Origin of the sequence: Psychroflexus tropicus DSM 15496, from assembly GCF_000378765.1 — a bacterium.
GTDB lineage: Bacteria > Bacteroidota > Bacteroidia > Flavobacteriales > Flavobacteriaceae > Psychroflexus > Psychroflexus tropicus.
Genome location: NZ_KB905343.1, coordinates 98,908 through 119,481 on the forward strand (window position 1 = coordinate 98,908; position 20,574 = coordinate 119,481).

The 20,574-nt window shown below is 36.3% G+C and carries 22 protein-coding genes; 3 read left to right on the forward strand and 19 right to left on the reverse strand.

Annotation, left to right across the window (positions count from 1 at the left end):
• Window positions 1-25: 25 nt before the first annotated feature.
• The 7 genes from F598_RS0105180 to F598_RS0105210 form a co-directional block, all read right to left on the reverse strand.
• On the reverse strand, window positions 26-229 hold the full coding sequence (locus F598_RS0105180; protein WP_157594962.1) for a hypothetical protein: 204 nt from the start codon (window positions 227-229) through the stop codon (window positions 26-28).
• A gap of 10 nt (window positions 230-239) precedes the next feature.
• Window positions 240-557 carry a hypothetical protein gene (locus tag F598_RS0105185; RefSeq protein ID WP_019037960.1) on the reverse strand — a complete coding sequence of 106 codons (318 nt, stop codon included), beginning with the start codon at window positions 555-557 and terminating at the stop codon, window positions 240-242.
• On the reverse strand, window positions 554-706 hold the full coding sequence (locus F598_RS15285) for a hypothetical protein (RefSeq protein WP_019037961.1): 153 nt from the start codon (window positions 704-706) through the stop codon (window positions 554-556). The genes F598_RS0105185 and F598_RS15285 overlap by 4 nt, the downstream gene beginning before the upstream one ends.
• Window positions 707-1,416: 710 nt before the next feature.
• Entirely contained in the window at window positions 1,417-2,244 is an 828-nt protein-coding gene (locus F598_RS0105195; RefSeq protein WP_019037962.1) for a phospholipase D-like domain-containing protein, read from the reverse strand.
• Window positions 2,245-2,400: 156 nt separating this feature from the next.
• On the reverse strand, window positions 2,401-3,042 hold the full coding sequence (locus F598_RS0105200) for a DUF6843 domain-containing protein (RefSeq protein ID WP_019037963.1): 642 nt from the start codon (window positions 3,040-3,042) through the stop codon (window positions 2,401-2,403).
• A 172-nt stretch (window positions 3,043-3,214) separates the two neighbouring features.
• Window positions 3,215-4,000: a carboxypeptidase-like regulatory domain-containing protein gene (locus F598_RS14920; RefSeq protein WP_019037964.1), complete on the reverse strand. Its 786-nt coding sequence runs from the start codon at window positions 3,998-4,000 to the stop codon at window positions 3,215-3,217.
• Window positions 4,001-4,218: 218 nt separating this feature from the next.
• Window positions 4,219-4,563, reverse strand: a complete 345-nt coding sequence (locus F598_RS0105210) for a hypothetical protein (protein ID WP_019037965.1) — start codon at window positions 4,561-4,563, stop codon at window positions 4,219-4,221.
• Window positions 4,564-4,749: 186 nt separating this feature from the next.
• Between F598_RS0105210 and F598_RS0105215 the strand changes: the two genes are divergently transcribed.
• The 3 genes from F598_RS0105215 (at window position 4,750) to F598_RS0105225 (ending at window position 9,260) form a co-directional block, all read left to right on the forward strand.
• Window positions 4,750-6,381: an amidase family protein gene (locus tag F598_RS0105215; protein ID WP_019037966.1), complete on the forward strand. Its 1,632-nt coding sequence runs from the start codon at window positions 4,750-4,752 to the stop codon at window positions 6,379-6,381.
• Between the two features lie 11 nt (window positions 6,382-6,392).
• Window positions 6,393-8,447 carry a S9 family peptidase gene (locus F598_RS0105220; protein ID WP_019037967.1) on the forward strand — a complete coding sequence of 685 codons (2,055 nt, stop codon included), beginning with the start codon at window positions 6,393-6,395 and terminating at the stop codon, window positions 8,445-8,447.
• A 135-nt stretch (window positions 8,448-8,582) separates the two neighbouring features.
• Window positions 8,583-9,260, forward strand: a complete 678-nt coding sequence (locus tag F598_RS0105225; RefSeq protein ID WP_019037968.1) for a hypothetical protein — start codon at window positions 8,583-8,585, stop codon at window positions 9,258-9,260.
• Between the two features lie 11 nt (window positions 9,261-9,271).
• Here F598_RS0105225 and F598_RS0105230 read toward each other — a convergent pair whose 3' ends face one another.
• From F598_RS0105230 to F598_RS0105285, 12 genes are all read right to left on the reverse strand, one after another.
• Window positions 9,272-10,426 (reverse strand): lycopene cyclase family protein, encoded by a 1,155-nt coding sequence (locus tag F598_RS0105230; protein WP_019037969.1) that lies wholly within the window; start codon window positions 10,424-10,426, stop codon window positions 9,272-9,274.
• Window positions 10,413-11,057 (reverse strand): carotenoid biosynthesis protein, encoded by a 645-nt coding sequence (locus F598_RS0105235; RefSeq protein ID WP_019037970.1) that lies wholly within the window; start codon window positions 11,055-11,057, stop codon window positions 10,413-10,415. Before F598_RS0105235 ends, F598_RS0105230 begins: the two co-directional genes overlap by 14 nt.
• Window positions 11,058-11,065: 8 nt before the next feature.
• A complete protein-coding gene (gene crtD, locus F598_RS0105240) occupies window positions 11,066-12,535 on the reverse strand; it encodes a 1-hydroxycarotenoid 3,4-desaturase CrtD (RefSeq protein ID WP_019037971.1) in 1,470 nt (489 codons plus the stop codon).
• Window positions 12,536-12,982, reverse strand: coding sequence for a sterol desaturase family protein (locus F598_RS0105245; RefSeq protein WP_019037972.1), 447 nt, complete (start codon window positions 12,980-12,982; stop codon window positions 12,536-12,538).
• Between the two features lie 9 nt (window positions 12,983-12,991).
• Window positions 12,992-13,831: a phytoene/squalene synthase family protein gene (locus F598_RS0105250; RefSeq protein WP_019037973.1), complete on the reverse strand. Its 840-nt coding sequence runs from the start codon at window positions 13,829-13,831 to the stop codon at window positions 12,992-12,994.
• Between the two features lie 4 nt (window positions 13,832-13,835).
• Window positions 13,836-15,293, reverse strand: a complete 1,458-nt coding sequence (locus F598_RS0105255) for a phytoene desaturase family protein (protein ID WP_019037974.1) — start codon at window positions 15,291-15,293, stop codon at window positions 13,836-13,838.
• Window position 15,294: 1 nt separating this feature from the next.
• Complete coding sequence (locus tag F598_RS0105260) at window positions 15,295-16,194, reverse strand: MerR family transcriptional regulator (RefSeq protein ID WP_019037975.1); 900 nt, start codon at window positions 16,192-16,194, stop codon at window positions 15,295-15,297.
• A 241-nt stretch (window positions 16,195-16,435) separates the two neighbouring features.
• A complete protein-coding gene (gene map, locus F598_RS0105265; protein WP_019037976.1) occupies window positions 16,436-17,254 on the reverse strand; it encodes a type I methionyl aminopeptidase in 819 nt (272 codons plus the stop codon).
• Window positions 17,255-17,261: 7 nt separating this feature from the next.
• Entirely contained in the window at window positions 17,262-17,678 is a 417-nt protein-coding gene (locus tag F598_RS0105270; RefSeq protein WP_019037977.1) for a BT0820 family HAD-type phosphatase, read from the reverse strand.
• A gap of 9 nt (window positions 17,679-17,687) precedes the next feature.
• A complete protein-coding gene (locus F598_RS0105275; RefSeq protein WP_019037978.1) occupies window positions 17,688-18,257 on the reverse strand; it encodes a TlpA family protein disulfide reductase in 570 nt (189 codons plus the stop codon).
• A complete protein-coding gene (gene gpmI, locus F598_RS0105280; RefSeq protein ID WP_019037979.1) occupies window positions 18,254-19,774 on the reverse strand; it encodes a 2,3-bisphosphoglycerate-independent phosphoglycerate mutase in 1,521 nt (506 codons plus the stop codon). The genes F598_RS0105275 and gpmI overlap by 4 nt, the downstream gene beginning before the upstream one ends.
• Window positions 19,775-19,826: 52 nt before the next feature.
• The gene (locus F598_RS0105285; protein ID WP_019037980.1) at window positions 19,827-20,573 is read right to left on the reverse strand and encodes a M15 family metallopeptidase; all 747 of its coding nucleotides are present in this window, start codon (window positions 20,571-20,573) and stop codon (window positions 19,827-19,829) included.
• Window position 20,574: the final 1 nt, after the last annotated feature.

Sequence of the window (20,574 nt, forward strand, 5' to 3'; positions counted from 1 at the left end):
AATAAACTTAAATGGGTTTTAAGATTCAATTATTGAGAACGCTATACTCACCGCTAAAATTTCCTTTGATGGTTTCACCATCTTCTCTTTCAAAAGTAAATTCAATTTCGATCTCCGTTTCAGAAATAGAGTTTATGAAGACTGTACTTGATGCAGACCTAAATCCATCTTCGGTATCGTCTAGAATTGTGTGACCTCCTGTGATTTCAAAATCCAAAAAGCGATGCATTTTGAAGAATTTAATAGTCCAAAACATCAGTTATGGTTTCAGGCTGAAGGTCCACACCCTGAAAATCAAAAAAGACAAAGTCAACATCTGAACTTTGACTGGTTTCAAAAGGATCTACACTGAGTAGTGAAATTGAAATGTCTGATGGAGTATCATCAATTGTATTCTCATCATTGATAAACAGATGAGGGGTTTCAAAAAAGCTACCCTGGTAGGTAAAGCCATTCTCTTGTTGAATGGGTGTAGTGCCTGTATTATCATCGTCTGATGTGCAGGAAAGAAACACAATTACAGTGAGATAGCCTAAAAATAAATTTAATGTTTTCATTCATAAAAAAAGCTTGTGGAATAGTAATCATCGGTATAGTTTTCAGAGGTTTGTGTTTCTTCAATTAAGTACCCATCCTTGTCTAGTTCGTGTTGATAGTTGAGTCTTGAAGTTACTCCATTACGCTCAAAAGTTCTAGATAGAATCATTATTAGATTCCAATACAGAATAACTTTGAATTTTAAAAGGCAGGCTTTTTTCAATAGGCTTTAAAATATCTGGAAAACCTTTTTGAAATTCCGCAGTTTTTTATGTAAATCCTTTTCCTCATTCTGACAACTACATAAAAATGTCATTATAAAGATTAAAAAGAAAAATTTTTTATGTATAATATCGGGTTTAAATTATTGATACCGTTCGTGTGTATAGCTGCGTTGCGAACAAACTGGCGCAAGTCTTTCAGCCGTGGCTGAAAGATAGCACATTGCGTGGAATTTTCGGTAGAAAATTCAGTCGCAATGAGCTATACACTCTGTTGTAGGTAGATTTTATTCAGATTCGGTTTATAATTGATCTTTTTATTATTCTTTAAATCTGAGTCGAGCAGAGGTGACAAATCAGTCAACAATTAATTTCGATCATCATTTCAGCTGCTCTGGCGCCGAAATCCATTCAGCCGTTTGAGACACAAAACAAACTATTCAGTCGTAAATTTCCGTTTTAAACCTTCCATACAGCCGACTGACTTTCCTTTATTTAGAACAATAATTGAAATTAATTTATACAATATTTTTCAATCAATTTACCTACAACGTTTTCGGCTATGAGTAGTTGCGTAGGTTAGCACTTAACTTTGCAAGTACACACCAAACTGAAAATCCGCGAGGATTTTCAGAAGTAGGCGAGAACGAGCAATTACTTATAGCCATTGTTGTACCCAGTTTTTATTTTTTAGTTTCATAAATTCAGTCGCATATTTCTCTGCAAGTTCTCGACTTGTTTCGATAGAAATTGTCTCTTTATTATAATTTGCTTTGTTAGTCCAATTATATGAACCGTGTATAACAGTTTTTAGGTCAATTATGCAAAATTTGTTATGCATTATGTTTTCATACATTCCCATTTTTTGAAACCTTTTTGTTTCAAAATGTTCTTCATAATTGAAGCCATATTTTTGATTAATTTCATCATTAAGGACAATCACTTGAACATTTATACCTTGATTTTTCCTTTCGATTAACTTGTCAAAAAGTAATTTGTTTGTAAACCAAGCTACAGTTACCCAAATTGTATATTTTGCTTGGTCTAAAGCGTCCAAAATTTGCTGTTGGATTTCCTCAAAATGGACTTCGATTTCTATTTCATCTGGAAGTTCTTCTCCAACGATTACATATGTTCCTGAAGAGTTGTCTAACTTGTAATTATCGTGTTTTATTATTCCATTAATTTTTCCAACTGCCAATTCTATATTCGGATTCTCCACTTCTGAATAAAATCTCTCGTCAGCGAAAGTCAGAAGTAAACTTGAGAGTGCTTTTGTTCCGTTAAATTCGGTTAATTTGTCAATCACATATTGATTTCGGCTTGCATTATTCGGAAGTCCACCGTCTTTCCATTTATAAACGTCTCTTGCTCCAAAAGAATTAAAAAATTCCACCAAATTTGGACCACTCTTATACTGTGTCAATGGATCGTCTCCAGAGATAATTGTTCTTAAAGCATTTATACTATGTTCTGATAGTTTCATTGTCGGCTCTCAAATTGGGTACAACGGCTCGGGTATGAAACGTAGGGCATTTAGAAGCACTTAACTGTCAGCCCGAAACCGAGCTTGCTAAGAACCCAAAACTTGCGGAACGCACTGTCCGCCCTATGTTTTATACCCATTGTTGCCACACGTTTTTTATTTTTCTATTAGTTTAAATATGTCAGTTTCGAAACTGTCTGTCTTAGTTCCAATTGTCGCTTGTTGGTACTTAAATTTATTTCCTTCACTATCGGACGCACTTCCCAATTGCCAATTATGAACATAAATCTTTGTGCTGTCAGGAAAAGGCTTGTCATACGGAAAGGACTCAATTCTAACTCTTTGACCATTGTCGGTTAAATAAAAGTATTCACCAAAATTCGCTGTCTCACCTTTGAGTTTGAACTGTGTTTTTAAGATTCCGTTTTGTGGAATACGATATAATCTTTTCCCGTCTTCATATTCCTTTTCAGTGCCATTTTCTTGTCCATAAATTACGGCTATTGTCCCTTTGAAGTCCGCTGGTATGATAAAGAGATCATCAGAGGCCTTAGTCACCTGAATGAATATGAAAAATGCGATTATTGGTGAAATTCCTATTAAAGTCTGCCAAATTTCGAATTTGGGAAGTCTTTTAGTCAGTCCGTTGATTAGCAAAAGGAAAATTCCGATTCCAATTGAAAGGAAGTATAAATATGTCGGCCACCAAGCACCAATAAACATCCAAATATTCATCACAAGTCCAAAGACTATGTAAACAAGTCCGATTATTCCGAGTGGTGTCTTTAGGCTTTTCATTCAAATGTGTGGCAACGGTAACGTATAAGAATAGTAGCGGTTTTTACACACTTACTTTTCGGTTTGTTACGGACGTTTGACTTTTAAATTTCATTTTGTTTTAGCGATTAAACCGCTATTATTTTTATACAATGTTGGGCACAGGTTTTTTCGAAAGTTAATTGCACAAATATCATTCAAATTCATACCCATTTACCCAAAAATTTAAAAAGTATCCTTTTGAAACACTCCATTTATCTAAACTGATTAGTTGCTTAAATGAAATACCTTTTTTATCTGGTTTTAGCGAGAGTGTAATTATTGAGTTCGATTTATTGTTAATTAAACCATCAACTTCTAATAATTCTAAAGTGCAAATAAAATCATCTTTAATAATTATATCTTTTTCTCTCAAATCAACAGAAAAAACTCCTTTATCAGAAGAGTTTATTTTAAATATTACCTCATCTTTATTTATAATATCATTTGGTTTTTTTGATTTTACATCGTAAATATTTAAACGAAATTTTAAAAATTGATAATTACAGTCATAAATGTAAAAATTAAAATCTTTCAAAACTAAAGATTTTCTGTTTTTGATAATTGTTCCTACTTGATTTGATATTCCTTTTGAAGAAAAAATTCCTCTTCGAGATTTTTCAGAGTGTCTATGACCCATTTGAAATGTTTTTTTTGGTTTTATCACAACTTCCTCAAGAACATTTTTCTTTGGAACAAGTGTTATAGTTAAACTCTCATTTATTTTAGAAATATTTATACTGTATATTTCATAACCAAGATGAGAAAAAGTAAGCATTGAATTTTCAAAACCCTTTGGTATAATTAATTCAAAAGCACCATTTTCGTCTGATACAGTTCCAACTCCTTTACTTTTGATTCCAATATTCACATAAGAGATTTTGTTTTCGAACTCTTTATCGATTATAACTCCAGATACTTTTGTTTGACCAAATGCCATTAAGGACACAAAAACTAAAATAAAAAATAAATATGTTTGATTCATTGCTGTAATAGTATTGAATTGAACGAACTTTTTTCAACTTGTGCCCAACTAGTATATATCCTCAGGATATAGCAACTTTTTAATGTGTTTTTGTGGGTATAATGCTGTTGTAAAATTCAATTAACTTTAGTATTAAAGACAGCCTTTAGAGCTGATCTAACGGGAGAGGTTAACTAAATACAATCCAGGAGCTCTTCAGTAGCTTCTTTAGAAAAGATGCCAGAATAATTCATCGCAATGCTAAGGGGATCCATTTTTAATAAGAACCGGCTGGCATTGTCGCTGATATCGATCAACGGATTAAAAAGAGAAGCATTGATGTAATCGGCAAAAGGGGCTAAGTCTTTGTCCTGAACCGTTTCTAAGTTATATTGTACAATCGTTTCTGGTTCGGCATCAGAGATCTTTTCTAGAAAAATATCACTTTTGGTTTGGAGTAGACCTAAGTAAATTAAGTCAGGATGAATAAGAGTTTTATACTTTAGTTTGTAAGCTTCAATCAGATTGATACGTGTCATAATAGTGGTTTAAAAAATTAAGAAGATGAGGATGAATTTCTTAATTTATCGTCGTAAAACTAGTTATAATTTCAACAATTTGCAAAAGTTTGAAGCTTTAATTTATTTAAATTCAGGTGTATAGTAGAGTGAGTAATAATTCGTAAATTCAGACCTTATTCTAAAAAAACCAAAATAAACTAACGTATGTTTACGATCAAACCCACTTATATTTTATTGGTTCTAGTCTTAATAGTTTCTTCTTGTCGAAAGGAAACCACTCCAAAATTTGAGACCTGGGTGCCTTACGACGAAACCGGACTGATAGAAGCCAATAAAGATAAGGAGTCCCAAAGGCTACAGTACAAATTAATCCAGTCTAAAGTAGCAGATAGAAACGATCTCATCAACTCTATAAGCGATCAACTTGCAGGATTTTCAGAGGATAGGTATGCAGAATTATCACCCTATATTTTAGATCAAGACATATCGACCCTTCAGGACCATATAGAAGATGGACTGATGTCCTATAAAGAGCTTTCCCAGTGGTACCTCTATCGCATCGCTAAATATGAAAGTAACAAGGATCTAGCCTTAAACGCTATGATAGCTGTTAATCCGAATTTGGTAGCTAATGCTGAAAAGCTAGACCAACAATCTAAAAAGCCTTACCATCCCATCTATGGCATTCCCGTGATTTTGAAAGATAATATCAATACAAAGGAAATGCCAACAACAGCCGGTGCAGTAGCTTTAAAAAACAATCAAACCGAAACAGATGCCGAAATTGTAAAAAACATAAAAGCGCATGGAGGGCTTATTCTTGGTAAAGCCAACCTGAGTGAGTGGGCCAATTTTCTCTGCGATGGTTGCCCCAACGGATACAGCGCCATTGGAGGACAGACCTTAAATCCCTATGGTCCTAGAGAATTTGATACGGGTGGCTCAAGTTCTGGAAGTGCAGTAGTGGTCGCTGCCAATTATGCTCCTGTAGCGGTGGGGTCAGAAACTTCTGGTTCTATCCTGTCCCCATCGAGTCAGCAATCTGTTGTGGGGCTAAAGCCTACCATCGGAGTCTTGAGTCAGGAAGGCATTGTGCCGATCTCCAGTACTTTGGACACTCCAGGCCCCATCACCAAAACTATTGAAGATAATTCTATTCTCTTTTCTGCTATGCAATCCGGTACGGCTTCTGGTTCCAATATGCCCTGGCAAGTGGAACGCCTAAACAGCCTGGAAGGCATTCGTTTTGGAGCCTATAAAGCTTATATGCAGGATTCTTTATATCAACAAGCTTTGGTTACTTTAGAAAACCTCGGGGCTGAGGTTATTGAGATCGATCCAGCACCTATGAGTTTTGAGGGATTCCTCGACCTTTTAAGCGGTGACATGAAAACGGATCTCAAACTTTACCTGAAAACTTATGCCTCCGATTCTGTAGCCGTGAGCTCCGTAATGGAGGTGATGAAATTCAACGCTAAAGATTCAACTTTAAGAATACCTTATGGCCAGGCTAGATTTGAAGGCATAAAAGATTTAACGGTTACAGATCTTCAATTGATGGAAATAAAAAAAGAACTGCTGCGTGCTGGTATTAATTATTTTGAAAGGCCCATGCAACTTCATAACCTGGATGTAGTCTTATCTATCAATAATTACAATGCAGGACAGGCTGCAGCGGCGAAATATCCCGCCTTAACGGTTCCTATGGGCTATACTGCGGAAGGTGAGCCTGAAGGCTTAACTTTTATTGCGAAGCCTTATCTGGAACCGAAGCTTTATACCTTCGGCAGATTATACGAACAGAATTCAAATCAGCGAATATCCCCTAAATTTTAAACTTTACATTTATGACTTTAAATCGTTTTAGCTTACTGGTATTTTTTTTATGTGTTAGCATATCTACGACAGCACAGGAGGTTACAGAAAATCATTTTGATTATATGGACCTGTTTGACTTGCAGATGGTGGCCAACCCAAAAATTTCTCCAAATGGGGAAAAAATAATTTACGAACGACATCAATTTGATGTGATGACCGATAGACGATTGGTCAACCTCTGGCAGATTTCTAGGGATGGTTCAGATCATTTTCCGTTAACTTCTGGAACAAAGTACTATGGAAATGTCACCTGGTCGCCACAGGGCGATAAATTTGCTTTTACTTCCAATCAGGATGGTTCTAATCAGCTGTATGTCTACTGGATGGCATCTGGAACCACTGCGGCTTTAACCAATTTTACAGAAAGTCCTTCTAATCTAAGTTGGTCTCCAGATGGAACTCAAATTTTATTCAGCAAGTTTGTTCCGGAAGCTTCAAGTGCGATTCGGCCTCAACTTCCATCACCGCCCTCTGGTGCTGAGTGGGAAAAAGGCGCAGATGTCATAGATAAAGTCGTGTACAGAAGAGACGGGGGAGGCTACGTTCAAGATGGGTATCGGCATATTTTTATCATCTCTGCAGAGGGAGGGACAGCCAGACAACTCACCTCAGGTTCTCATCAATACGGGTCTCCAAGCTGGACACCCGATGGTAAACATATTCTATATACAGTGAATACTTCCGATGATGCTGAATTAGATCCCAATAACGAACAGATTTATCAACTGGATATAAAAACTGGAAAGAGCGTTCAATTGACAGAGGAAAGAGGACCTTACTACAGTCCAGAGGTTTCACCAGATGGAAACTATATAGCCTACACTGGTTTCGACGACAAATTTGTAGGCTACCAGTTGACGAAGCTCTACTTGATGAATAGAAAGGGAGAGCAAAAACGTGTACTTTCTAAAGATTTTGGTTTAGATATTTCTTCAATCCAGTGGTCTAAAGACAGCAAGTCTATTTTCTTCAGATACGATGAAGAAGGCAATAGCAAAGTGGGTCAAATAGATATGAAAGGAAATGTGACAACCGTGGCTCAGAATCTCGGCTCACCAAGTATAGGTCGTCCTTATGGTGGCGGGACTTACTCAGTATCAGACAGAGGTGATGTGGCTTTTTCTCATGTAACTTCTTCTACCCCTTCGGAGCTGGCAGTTGTAGGAAGGCGATCTTCCGTCCCTCAGTTGCTAACGAGTCTTAATGCTAATTTACTGGCTTCTAAAACAACAGGAAATGTGGAAGAATTTTGGGTCAATTCTTCTGTGGACGATTTCAAAATTCAGGGTTGGATTATTACTCCTCCAGATTTTGATCTATCCAAAACCTATCCGATGATTTTGGAAATTCACGGTGGTCCTTACACCAATTATGGGTCTCGTTTTTCTCCAGAATTACAATTTATGGCTAGTCAGGGTTTTGTGGTGGTCTATACTAATCCGAGGGGAAGTACAAGTTATGGTGAAGACTTTGCGGCTTACATCAATCATAATTACCCTAGTGAAGATTATAATGATTTGATGGATGCTACTGACTATGTCATCGATCAAGGCTACGTTGATGAAAATAACCTATTCATCACAGGTGGAAGTGGAGGAGGAGTGCTCACAGCCTGGTCGATTGGTAAGACCGATCGTTTTAAAGCTTCTGTGGTAGCAAAACCAGTCATCAACTGGTATAGTTTTGTGCTTACTGCAGACGGTTCGCCTTTCTTTGCCAAATATTGGTTCAAAAATAAGCCCTGGGAAACTCCAGAGGATTACTTGAAATTTTCTCCTATTTCTTTGGTTGGAAACGTCAAAACTCCAACCATGTTATTAACAGGACAACAGGATTATAGAACTCCTATGAGTGAGACCGAACAGTATTATGCGGCTTTGAAATTACAAGGTATAGATGCCATGATGGTTCGTATTGCAGGATCTGGACATGGGATTGCTGCAAAACCGAGCAATCTCTTTAGAAAAGTAGGTTATATTACGGGCTGGTTCAACAAGTATAAGACATCTACTGAAGAAAACTAACTTATTTACTGCTTTCACCTAATTGACTTTACGGCCAAGCCATCAGATGTCAATTAATTGTTTAAGTAATAATAAAATTGAGGTGAAAACTAGACTACAAACAGACTAGTTTTCACCTTTATCCATTTATACACTATGAGTCAAATTACGACACTTACAATTTTGAACTATAAAGGCTTTAAGTCTAAGTTTTGGGCCCTATCTATGATGCAATTTGGGCATAAGTACATGAAAACAGTAAAAGGTCAAAGCTTTTATAAGTTAATGGGAAGTGGGAAAGACAACTTCAATCCTTTTCCAGACTGGAGTGTTTATGCCGTACTTCAGGTTTGGGACGATGAGTCTTTTGCAGATCATTTCTTTAAAGAGCATAAATTAAGTCGGTTGTATCGATCGCACGCCGAGCAGATGGAGGTACTTTACCTGGAATCTATACAAGCGCGGGGTTTATGGAACGGAAAAAATCCATTTGACTCAGCTGTCAATGCTAAAGATCTTAAATCATCAGACCAGATTGCTGTCATCACCAGAGCCAGTATTAAAACCAATATGTTGTTGAAGTTTTGGAAGTATGTCCCAGAATCTCAAAAGCCTCTAGAAAATGCTAAGGGTTTACAGTATACCAAAGGTTTTGGAGAATTACCTTTTGTTGAGATGGCCACGTTTAGCTTATGGGATTCTGTTGAAAATCTCAATGCTTATGCTTATCAAAGTCACGAGCACATTAAAGCCATTCAAAAGACCAGAAGTTTAGATTGGTATAGCGAAGAATTATTCTCTAGATTCCGTTTAAAAAAGAAAGAAGCCTTTTAAGCTAACGTATTTTAGGCATTAAATCCAGCTTTAAGATGCCTCAAAAATCCTTTGATAAATGGAGAAGAGCTTAAATTTAAAATGATTTTCAAATCCTCACTAAAAGAGGATTGCTCGTCCAGAAATCGGAAAATGGTTTGGATCGAATTGTTTTTATACATTCTGTAAAACAATTCTTCGCCAAAATGATTCTCTTTGGTCAGGACCTCCAAAAATATCTGGTCGTAATGTTTATATTTCTTAGGCGTTTTATCCCGGTAAAATTCTTTTCCAGACTTTAAGAAGTCAATAATATTTTTACTTTTTCGCTCACAATTTTTAAAGGAATATCCCGAAGAGGCTTTCACCCAGCCTCCTGCAGTCCCTATTTTTATGATATGCTTTTGATCAAAGTCTTCAAAAGGAAAATTAGTCATAGGAATAACGCCTTTTTCTGTTTCCTTAATTTCGAATTGATCTATATGGAGTTGCTCCTTTATGTATTTAGTCAAGTAAAAATCATAGGTGGAGTCTTCAACAATTTCAGGGCTGAAGTAGGTAAATTCTACTAAAGCCAGGCGTTTAGTAAAAGGCAGAATATAAGTAAAGCTGGTAGAATCACCGTCTTTCAGGTTATAATCCATCATGATGAACCTGGTGTCATCAAACACATCGGTCTCCGTTTCAATCACCCAGCCTTTAAAGTGCTGAGCTACATTTAGATAATTGACATTTGTAAGTGAATAGCTTGAGGGAATACGACTGTCAAACACAAAGCTGGCTTCATAGGTTTCCAGATTCGTTATGACTGCTGCTCCCGATGAATTTTGAACCACTTTTTCGACATTTTCAAACTTCCAGTCTATTACGGAATCCTTAAGTGTTTGTTTCGCAAACTCATAAAATTTGATTGACTTGAGAGTCTTATACGTATAGTTTTGAAGGTCTAGATGAATAGTTTCATTATTTGCTTTTACAGCACCTTTCTCCCAGGATTTGGTGATGAGATGATCCCAGTGGCCTGTTCCTTTTTCCCAAAAACTCCAGGTCCTGTCGTTTTTGTCTTTAGCGTCTTTGTCTAAAATTAAAATCGAATTATCTTTAAAATAAGCATCAGCATGCATAGCGAGGGCTAAATTTAGTCCTGCCGCTCCAGCTCCAACGATGATGTAATCATAAGTAGACATAGAAGTAGATAAAAAAGACGAGTTGAACTAAATACATGTGTAAGGAAACTAAAAACTGACCTTTCACTTTAAACAAGTGAAAAATAAGGTGGAAAATAAATGAGATGATTCCCCAGGCGATATAATTATCGATTGGAGCATATCCACCGCTGAATTCCCAAAAGTCGAATATTGGGGCTACTTTTTCCATGAACAAATCCAGGAGTAACATCATAAATGTACCCAAGAGTGATTTTAAAAAAAAGTGATCTGCCAGTTTATTGGCTACTGCACCACAGATAAACGTGAGCATGGCCCAGTTAACCCCAATCAGAATAGGGACCTCAAAAATCTTAGGACCAAAATTCTCACCGTAGGCATATTCCCCAAAAAATAACCCGAAGGTGACTCCAAGATATTCAGCCAATATACCCAGGAGACCAAATGCCAAAAACAATCCCCACTTTTTAAAACTATCTAGCGGAAAAAAGAACACTAGGACCAGAAACATGATTAGTAAGTTGAGTCCAGTTCTACTGGCAAACCAGTCTTGATAGCCAAAGCTTATGCCAAGGATGCCAGAGATGTGAAAAAGCCACAGAACTCCAATTGCAATTTGGCTGGAGCGTTTCTTCTCGAAGATAGGTATCATTTAATCAATTAAGCGTTAGGGACTAAATCTGAAACAATTTTGGCAGAAAGCAAACACAGGGGAATACCCCCACCTGGATGTACGCTACCTCCACAAAAGTAGAGATTTTTTATTTTAGAACTAAAGTTTGGATGTCTCAAAAAAGCCGCAAATTTATTATTGCTTGAGGTTCCATATAAAGAACCCTGGAACGATGAGGTTGCCGATTCTATAGTCTCTGGGGTCTCTACATGTTCCACACGAATATGGTTTTGGATTTTGGTACCTAAACACGAATTGATTTTGGCTATGATTTTCTCTCGGATATAAGTGGTCTGCTTGGACCAATCCTGACCACAGTTGGTAGGGGCGTTCACCATGACGAACCAATTTTCAGATCCCTCGGGAGCATCTTCTTTCACGTCTTTGGAGGTAATGTTGATATAAACCGTTGGGTCCTCCATAAAGTATTTTTTATTAAACAGATGATCAAATTCCTTTGGATAGTCCTCTGTAAATAAAATATTATGAAGATCCAGTTCTTCGTATGTCTTATCAACACCCCAGTAGAAAATCAACGCCGAACTCGAACGTTCCTGGTCTAAGGTCTTTTTTGGTGGTTTGAGGTTTTTTAATAACGAGTTATAAGCAGAATAGACATCCATATTGCAAACCACTGTGTCATAGGCTTCCTCTTGGTTATTATATTTAATCCCTTTTACTGCATTATCTTCATAAAGAATTTCATCGATTTTTTGATCGAGATGAAAAACTATACCTTCATCCTTAGCTAATTGGGTTAAACTTTGTGAAATGTCGTGCATACCCTGTTTAGGAATAAAAGCTCCATAATTCATTTCCAAATGTGGAATCATAGACATAATTCCAGGGGTTTTATAAGGCGATGAACCATTGTAAGTTGCAAATCGATTAAAAAGCTGAACGAGCTTAGGATTTTTAAAATACTTTTGGTTAACCCCGTCTAAACTATGATCGAGATGAAGCTTACCTAAATTGAAAATCGCTCTTAGGGTATCGGTAGAAAGGTAAGTATCAAATTTATGAAGTGATTTTTCAAGAAATAATTTGGAAGTTAAGCTATACTTTTCTTCAGTACTGTTTAAATATTGGGTAAAATTCTCTTTGGGCTCATTAAAGGCTTTTGAAGCTTCTTCAATGAATTCAGTCTTATCAGCTTTGACCTGAAACCGTTGTCCATCCTCCCAGAAGTAATTGCATATGTTTTCTTTTCTTTTATACCTGAAATAGTTTTTAGGTTCTTTACCAAAAAGAGAAAATAGCTCATCTACATATTGCGGCATAGTAAATAATGAAGGGCCGTAATCAAACCGGAATTCTCCTCTTTTAAAACTATGGAGCTTTCCACCAGTGTAGGTGTTTTGCTCAAAAACATCGACATGATATCCTTTTGCTCTTAGCCGTAATGCAGAAGCAATTCCGGCAATGCCAGAACCAACGACAGCTGCTTTTGGTTCCATTTATTTTTTATTTTTAAGAAATTTGAGAGGCGGGATGAGCATGCCAAAACACTCGCTGTCTTCTTTCCCAAGGTGCTTATGATGAATCTTATGTGCTCTTCTAATTCCTTTGGCATACCAATGATTGGCCTTGCGAAATAATTTGAAGCGCTGATGGATAAAAATATCATGAACTAGAAAATAGGCTAACCCATAACCCGCTATTCCTGCACCTATGGCTACCGCAAACTGAAATTCTGCAATCATAAAAAAATACATACTTACGACTGCGTAGAACACAAAAAATAAATCGTTGCGTTCCCACCAGCTTTTATGATCTTTAAAATGATGATCTTTATGCAACACCCATAAAAAGCCATGCATCACGTATTTATGCGTAAACCACGCCATAAATTCCATACCCAAAAATGTAGCTATAAAAACAACTATCCAAATCAATATATCCATAACTATAAACTAAACTAAATTAAATCGACATGAGATATAAGATCGCGCTAGAAGACTGGCTTTTTGATAGTTAGGTACTCTAATTCTTCTATTTTTAATTTCAAGTGAAGGTGTATTTTTTAATTTCTGTAATAATTTAGAATAATAGATATACGCCGTATAAACGCCAAGTTTAGCCTCAACAGGTAACTTAGCAATTCCTCTCAATCCAGCCTGAAAATCTGCATCTATCTCTGTAATTATTTTGTGTTTTGTTTCTTCATCTAAGCAATCTAAATTGGCATTTGGGAAATAAGACCTTTCCAAATCTTCACAATCAGCTTTAAGATCACGAAGAAAATTTACTTTTTGAAAAGCCGATCCTAATTTCATGGCATCATCCTTCAGAGCTTCGTAAGCTTCATGATCACCTTTAACAAATACCTTTAAGCACATAAGTCCCACAACATCTGCACTACCGTAAATATAGGCTTCATATTCTTCCTGGGTCAAATAATTAGATTTATGTAAATCTTTTTCCATACTGTCCATGAAAGACTCATAGAGGTGGGATTCAATATTATATTTATGTACTGTTTCTTGAAAACTATTTAATATAGGATTGAGACTTATTTTTTGCTCAATAGCCTCATACATTTGCTTTTGAAAATCCTTAAAAAGAATTTCTTTGTTATACCCATGAAATGTGTCTACGATTTCATCAGCAAAACGAACAAACCCATAAATATTATAAATGTCTTGCCTTATGGAAGGGGCAAGTAGTTTTGTGGCTATCGAAAAAGAAGTACTGTAAGAGTTGGTAACCAACTTACTGCAATCTCTTGAAACCGTATCAAATAGTGATTTCATTGTCTTAGTTTTTCTCAATTAATTCAGATACCAATTTACCTGATATTAATGCTGGAGGAACTCCTGGTCCTGGAACCGTGAGTTGCCCCGTAAAATATAAATTATCAACTTTCTTGCTTTTCAACTTAGGCCTTAAAAATGCCGTTTGCAATAAAGTATTTGCCATTCCGTAAGCATTTCCTTTATATGAATTATAATCTTTGACAAAATCATTGACACAAAAGGACTTTTTAAATATAATATTTTTCTTCACGCTCTGACCAGTCAAAGCTTCAAACCTTGTCATTATTTTGTTAAAATATGTTTCTCTCAATTCTTCTGTATCCTCAATGCCTGGAGCAATAGGGATTAGAAAAAAACCATTTTCATGTCCTTCTGGTGCTGTTCCTGGGTCTGTTTTGGACGTGAAATTGGCATAAAACAAGGGTTCTTTGGGCCATTTAGGAGTGGTATAAATATCTTTTGCGTGAGTATTAAAATCTACATCAAAAAATAGATTGTGATGTTTTACATTCTCAAGCTTTTTATCAAATCCTACATAAAATAACAGGGAAGAGGGGGCGAAAACCTTTTTATCCCAATAATTTTCTGAATATTGACGGTGTTTTTCATCCAGTAATGTCTCTGTATGATGGTAGTCTGCACCAGAAAGAACAACATCAAAATCTTTGGTTTCACCATTTATCTTTAATGCTTTGGTGGTCTTATCTTCCACGATAATTTTATCAATTGTAGAATTGGTATTGATCTTAACCCCAAGAGATTCTGCTAATTTTACCATTCCAGCAATGACCTCATGAAATCCGCCTTTAGGATGCCAGGTACCTAAACCAAAATCTGCATAGTTCATAAAGCTGTAAAAGGAAGGTGTTTCACTTGGTTTTGCACCTAAGAATAAAACAGGAAATTTTAAAATTTGCTTTAACTTTTCGTTGTTGAAATCTTTTTCTACGTCTTTATCAACCGTACTAAAAAATTCACCCAGTTTGGCTACTGTTTTGGGGGTGACCAATTCTAGCGGAGAGACCCCGGGTTTATAAACCAAATCTTTGATAGCGATGTCGTAATTTTTACGAGCATTATCTATAAATTTTTTAAGTTTTTTTGCCCCGTCCTTTTCCTCACGGTCGAAAATCTTGTAAATTTTATCTAGGCTATCACCAATCTCAATAGTCTCCCCATTTTCAAAAACGACCTGATAGCCCGGGTCTAATTTATCCAATTCATAATAGTCTGAGGGTTTCTTACCGAAATCAGCAAAAAAACGTTCAAAAACATCTGGCATCCAGTACCAGGACGGACCCATGTCAAAAGTGAATCCACTTTCTTTAAAACGTCTGGCTCTTCCACCAAGACTATCATTTTTTTCAAAAACTTCTACTGAATTGCCATTTTTGGCGAGGTAACAGGCTGCGGCTAAAGATGAAAAGCCGGAACCAATTACGGCAATCGATTTACTCATGTTATAAATTTAAGGTCAATTCTGAAATATCTCTAAATGCTCTAATTCCTTCTGGAAGTTTGACATTATTGTCAATTAACTCGATGGATTTTCTACCAAGCAACCAGTATTCACAAAGTCCGTCTGGACAAATATGTTCCTTGAAATCATTAAGATACTGTTCGATATTATCAGGTTTAACGGTCAAGTAACTAATAAATACTGTGTTGTCGTATAAAGTGGAAAGATAGGTTAAATCTTGCATAGGCAAACTCTGTCCCAAGAAAATTACTTTATATCCATGAGAAAGTAATTCATAGTTTGCATAGTACAATCCGATATCGTGTATCTCCTCATCCGGAAGAAAGAGTACAAAGACTTTATCTTGTTTGGAAGCTTGTACTTTCTGCAAGCTCTCAATATTGATGAACAATTTCTGCTTAATCAGATTAGAAATAAATTGCTCGTGTGCAGGTGTTACGGTTCCTGCCTGCCATAGTGTACCTATTTCAATCATTAATGGTACAAAGACCTCTTGATAAATTTCTGAGAAGGTTTTGTTGATGAGAAGGTTTTCATAAGTCCTTAAAAACAAAGGTTGGTCAAAATTCATCATAGCCACCTTCATGGATTTTAAAGCTCTGTTGTAATTACTCTTACTGGTCGTAATACTTTGAACTAATTCAGAAATTTCTTCATCTTCCATTTTGGATATTCTAGAAATTTTGTATCCATTTTCATTCAGAAAAGCAATATTCAAAATTTTCTGAAGTCCGGTCACTCCATAATTTCTAATATTGGTTTCTGTGCGTTGAGGTTCCAAAACGCCGTATCGTTTTTCCCACATACGTATAGTATGCGCTTTAATACCGCTCAACGATTCTAAATCTTTAATACTGAAATTTTGTTTAATATTTCCCATGATTATCTATAACAATAGTCAAAAATATAGAATATATTCCTTCTTTGTTTAAAAAATCAAGTTAAAACTTAAACAATAAGAGAAATTTGTAAGAATGTGGGGTACTTCAACTCTAAATTTTTTTGGGAAATGTATAAACCTGGAGTAAAATAAAAAATCATGCTATCCTTTAAATTGGATAGCATGATTTAATTAATTCATCAATAATTTAGACGTTAATGTTGAGCCGGAAGCTAATTTATCATAGACTCGAGAAATCAAACCGGTAAGGATCTTCTTCTGTAGATTGTATGCCAAGCGCTTCGTGAACATAATCAAAAGTAGATAACAATCTTGGCTTTCCATCTATTAAGGCAACATCATGTTCGAAGTGAATACTAGGTTTACCATCAGAAGTTAGGATGGTCCACCCATCTGGAAGTTGTTTGATACGCTTGGTTCCCATATTAATCATGGGTTCTATTGCGACGGTCATTCCATTTTTAAATTTTTTGCCTCTCCCTCTTTTGCCATAGTTTGGCATCTGAGGATCCTCGTGCATGGTTTTACCCAATCCGTGCCCTACAAGTTCTCTAACTACACCATAACCATGCTGCTCTGTATGTTTTTGAATGGCATATCCCACATCGCCCACACGGTTGCCTTCTTTAAATTGTGCAATACCTTTATAAAGTGATTCTTTAGTGATTCGAATTAGTTTTTTGACATCATCGCTTACTTCTCCAACCTCGAAGGTGTAGGCGTGGTCTCCGTAAAATTCATTCTTAATAGCCCCACAATCTATCGATACGATATCGCCTTCTTCCAGGGGCTTATTATTAGGAATACCATGTACAACCTGAGCGTTTGGACTTACGCAAAGCGTGTTAGGGAAGTCATACAAGCCCAAAAAACCAGGGATAGCACCATGATCTCTTATAAATTCTTCAGCTAGCTGATCAAGCTGTAAAGTAGTTATACCAGGCTTGATTTCTCTGGCGACCATACCTAAGGTCTTAGATACGATTTGAGCACTTTCGTGCATTAATTTTAGTTCGTCGTTCGTTTTGGTAACAATCATTCAATTATTATTTAAAAATAGAACTGAAAAAGCCTTTCTTTTTTGCTTTCAGCTTTGCTAGATTTTCGTCCTCTCCGATAAGTTCTCTGTAGATCTGTCCCCAGCCCAAAAAACCACCAATATTTCTATCATCAATAAAAATGTCGGCATTTATTTTTCTGCTGATTTTGTCGGTATAAACTTCTTCAGGATAACTTTTATTGACTGCATAAAATTCAATACCGTTTTTTTGGCAATAATCTACAGCCTCCTGAAGTCTTTCTCCATCCCTGTAAGTCCATAGAATTAAAACGAAACCTTCTTTTTGAAGCTTTTTCAATGTTTCAAAGGCAAATAATTTAGGTTTGCCAATATCCGGATATTTATTATCTACAATAGTGCCGTCAAAATCTATGGCTAAAACAGGTTTTTTGGATGAAATCATAGCGATGTATTAAAATTCGTAAACATGCTTGTAGTCTTTCCCTGAGACTATTTTGAGAAGATCTTCTTCCAAAGTTTGTTGTGGAAATTCCACGAAGCGATTCATTTCTTTTCCGTTAGCATTATATACAATGATGGTGGGTACGTTGATGATATTTAATGCCTTTCTTTCTTCTTCAGAAATATTAGGAACCTTCTTATTCTCATCAACGCCTACAATCTTCAATTTATCCTTATTGAACCCTGTTTTATCTAAGACTTTAATAAAAGCTGGAAATTCACGTTGACTATCTTCACACCAGGTGCCCATATATACAGTGATACTTATATCTTTATTTTTGAATACGCTGGCTATTTCACTTGTGGTAGATGGTTTCGGATCGTAAGTATTGTACTGAGCTTCAAACCACTTCTTATTGATGCTAGACTTTAGCTCTTTAAGACTGAACTCGCCTAATATTAATTTATAGTCTTGCTGGCTGCTGTCGATATTAGAATTAAAGCTTGAGGAAGTAAACCCAGCAATTACAGTTAGGGTAACGCCTATGGCTAGTAATACTAGAGAAATTCTTTTTTTCATGAAATAAGTGAGTTTTGAGTCATTAATTCTGGCTTGTCTATATCCATTAAATCTAAAATTGTTGGAGCAATATCTCCAAGGATTCCATCTTTTACAGACTTAATATCCTTATCAACTAATATAAAAGGTACAGGGTTTGTTGTGTGTGCAGTGTTAGGAGATCCATCTTCGTTAATCATGGTTTCACTGTTCCCATGATCTGCTATCACAATAACAGAGTAATCCTGCTTTTGAGCCTGAGCTACTACCTCTTTCAGGCATTCATCAACAGTTTCACAGGCTTTTACAGCGGCATCAAAATCGCCAGTATGGCCTACCATATCTGGATTAGCAAAATTGAGACAAATAAAATCAGCATCTTTTTCTGAAATTTCTCTTACTACCTTGTCCTTCAGTTCAAAAGCACTCATTTCTGGTTGAAGGTCATAGGTTGCTACCTTTGGAGAATTCACCATAATTCGTTTTTCATCTCTAAAGGGTTCTTCTCGACCTCCAGAAAAGAAAAACGTAACATGGGGGTACTTCTCAGTTTCTGCAGCTCTAATTTGTGATTTGCCAGTATACTCAAGTACCTCTCCTAGAGTTGCTCTAATATTATCCTTCTTGTAAATCACATTGATGTTTTTGAACGAATCATCATATTTCGTCATCGTAACGTAGTAAAGTGGTAGCGCCTTCATGTCAAATTCAGGAAAGTCTTCCTGACTTAGCGCCTGCGTGAGTTGTCTTCCACGATCTGTCCTAAAATTGAAGAAAATGACGACATCACCTTCCTCTATTTTGGAAGCATTTTTCTTATCGGAAGCTACAGAAATTGATTTGATGAACTCATCTGTGACATTATCTGCGTAACTTTTATCCAGGGCTGCTAAGGGATTATCGGTATAGGTTTCTGCTTCCCCGTTGACTATAAGATGATAAGCTTTAGCAATTCTTTCCCAGCGCTTATCACGATCCATAGCATAATACCTGCCAATAATACTTGCAAACTGAGTTTCAGTTTTATCAAGGTGAGGAAGTAAATCTTGAATGAATTTTTTTCCAGAATGCGGATCAACATCTCTGCCATCTGTAAAGGCATGGACATATTTCTTTTGTATGCCATAATCCTGAGCGGCTTTTGTTAGGCCTTTGAGGTGATTGATATGGGAGTGCACGCCTCCATCGCTCACAAGACCAAGAAAATGAACTGCTTTATCATTGTTTTTGGCATAATCGAAAGCTTGTTCAAGAGCAGGCTCATTTTTTAGGGTGTCTTTCTCAACTGCCATATTGATTTTGACAAGATCCTGATACACAATTCTTCCAGCACCAAGATTCATATGTCCAACTTCAGAATTACCCATTTGACCTTCTGGTAAACCTACATTAAGTCCATCAGTTCTTAAAGTCGCGTGAGGATAGTCTTTATATAAGCTATCCATAAATGGAGTATTAGCTTGATCTACAGCAGAAACGTCTTTATAGGGCGAAATTCCCCAGCCATCTAAAATTGTTAATATGACTCGTTTTCCCATTTTACTAAATTTTAAGCTAAAATAAGAATTATTGCTATACCCTTAACTGAGTTTAAGAAGGCATTAATGTTGGATTTATTCCTAAACTGTAGTTTTTGAAATAGGTCTCTATAAACTCATCGGACATATCAGACTTTCCTGTAAACTCTAATTTTTTCCAGGCAAGTTTAAATTCATTTGAGACTTGTAAATTGAGATACTTGCGAGAAGTAGGGGCGTAGGAATAATGCCAGGGTTCATAATTAAAGCCGGATCTTTTTTCATCTGCAGTATAAACTAAATGAAATCCAAATTTCTTCGAATTTGCCTCCATCCACGATTTCAAAGGAGAATATGGTCCAAGGCCTGTATAATTCTGTTCTAGTAAGAGGTCTCCTTCTGGAGCTTTTACGGCGGCATCGATGACATCTATATCTGTACCCCAATGGTGACGAGAGGTTCCTGGAATTGAAGAGTAGGTGATAATATTTGAAATCGCTTCCTCAGAACTCATTTGTTTTGTCATCTGTTTGAATTTTCGTTCCCAAATTGATTTTTGATGACTAAAGCTTCTGTACCCTGAAACGATTTGAATCTCCATCCCTTCTTTAGCGGCCTCAGATTTCATTTTTAAAAACGACCGGTAGGTTTGTTTTTCAATTAGAATAGAGTCGGAAATGAGGTGGGAAGCGCTCAAGCCTAGCAGATTCTTGATTTGCACTTGCTGTGTTGAACAGGCTTTAAAGAATTCATTTTTTATTTCATATTGAATTCCAAGACTGGCTAAAAAAGTCAATTTAATGAATTGATTACGATGCATG

What these genes read in the sequence shown, in the direction of transcription:
- F598_RS0105180 (WP_157594962.1), bottom strand. Translation starts at nt 229, where the DNA reads ATGCATCGCTTTTTGGATTTTGAAATCACAGGAGGTCACACAATTCTA.
- F598_RS0105185 (WP_019037960.1), bottom strand. Translation starts at nt 557, where the DNA reads ATGAAAACATTAAATTTATTTTTAGGCTATCTCACTGTAATTGTGTTT.
- F598_RS15285 (WP_019037961.1), bottom strand. Translation starts at nt 706, where the DNA reads ATGATTCTATCTAGAACTTTTGAGCGTAATGGAGTAACTTCAAGACTC.
- F598_RS0105195 (WP_019037962.1), bottom strand. Translation starts at nt 2,244, where the DNA reads ATGAAACTATCAGAACATAGTATAAATGCTTTAAGAACAATTATCTCT.
- F598_RS0105200 (WP_019037963.1), bottom strand. Translation starts at nt 3,042, where the DNA reads ATGAAAAGCCTAAAGACACCACTCGGAATAATCGGACTTGTTTACATA.
- F598_RS14920 (WP_019037964.1), bottom strand. Translation starts at nt 4,000, where the DNA reads ATGGCATTTGGTCAAACAAAAGTATCTGGAGTTATAATCGATAAAGAG.
- F598_RS0105210 (WP_019037965.1), bottom strand. Translation starts at nt 4,563, where the DNA reads ATGACACGTATCAATCTGATTGAAGCTTACAAACTAAAGTATAAAACT.
- F598_RS0105215 (WP_019037966.1), top strand. Translation starts at nt 4,750, where the DNA reads ATGTTTACGATCAAACCCACTTATATTTTATTGGTTCTAGTCTTAATA.
- F598_RS0105220 (WP_019037967.1), top strand. Translation starts at nt 6,393, where the DNA reads ATGACTTTAAATCGTTTTAGCTTACTGGTATTTTTTTTATGTGTTAGC.
- F598_RS0105225 (WP_019037968.1), top strand. Translation starts at nt 8,583, where the DNA reads ATGAGTCAAATTACGACACTTACAATTTTGAACTATAAAGGCTTTAAG.
- F598_RS0105230 (WP_019037969.1), bottom strand. Translation starts at nt 10,426, where the DNA reads ATGTCTACTTATGATTACATCATCGTTGGAGCTGGAGCGGCAGGACTA.
- F598_RS0105235 (WP_019037970.1), bottom strand. Translation starts at nt 11,057, where the DNA reads ATGATACCTATCTTCGAGAAGAAACGCTCCAGCCAAATTGCAATTGGA.
- crtD (WP_019037971.1), bottom strand. Translation starts at nt 12,535, where the DNA reads ATGGAACCAAAAGCAGCTGTCGTTGGTTCTGGCATTGCCGGAATTGCT.
- F598_RS0105245 (WP_019037972.1), bottom strand. Translation starts at nt 12,982, where the DNA reads ATGGATATATTGATTTGGATAGTTGTTTTTATAGCTACATTTTTGGGT.
- F598_RS0105250 (WP_019037973.1), bottom strand. Translation starts at nt 13,831, where the DNA reads ATGAAATCACTATTTGATACGGTTTCAAGAGATTGCAGTAAGTTGGTT.
- F598_RS0105255 (WP_019037974.1), bottom strand. Translation starts at nt 15,293, where the DNA reads ATGAGTAAATCGATTGCCGTAATTGGTTCCGGCTTTTCATCTTTAGCC.
- F598_RS0105260 (WP_019037975.1), bottom strand. Translation starts at nt 16,194, where the DNA reads ATGGGAAATATTAAACAAAATTTCAGTATTAAAGATTTAGAATCGTTG.
- map (WP_019037976.1), bottom strand. Translation starts at nt 17,254, where the DNA reads ATGATTGTTACCAAAACGAACGACGAACTAAAATTAATGCACGAAAGT.
- F598_RS0105270 (WP_019037977.1), bottom strand. Translation starts at nt 17,678, where the DNA reads ATGATTTCATCCAAAAAACCTGTTTTAGCCATAGATTTTGACGGCACT.
- F598_RS0105275 (WP_019037978.1), bottom strand. Translation starts at nt 18,257, where the DNA reads ATGAAAAAAAGAATTTCTCTAGTATTACTAGCCATAGGCGTTACCCTA.
- gpmI (WP_019037979.1), bottom strand. Translation starts at nt 19,774, where the DNA reads ATGGGAAAACGAGTCATATTAACAATTTTAGATGGCTGGGGAATTTCG.
- F598_RS0105285 (WP_019037980.1), bottom strand. Translation starts at nt 20,573, where the DNA reads ATGCATCGTAATCAATTCATTAAATTGACTTTTTTAGCCAGTCTTGGA.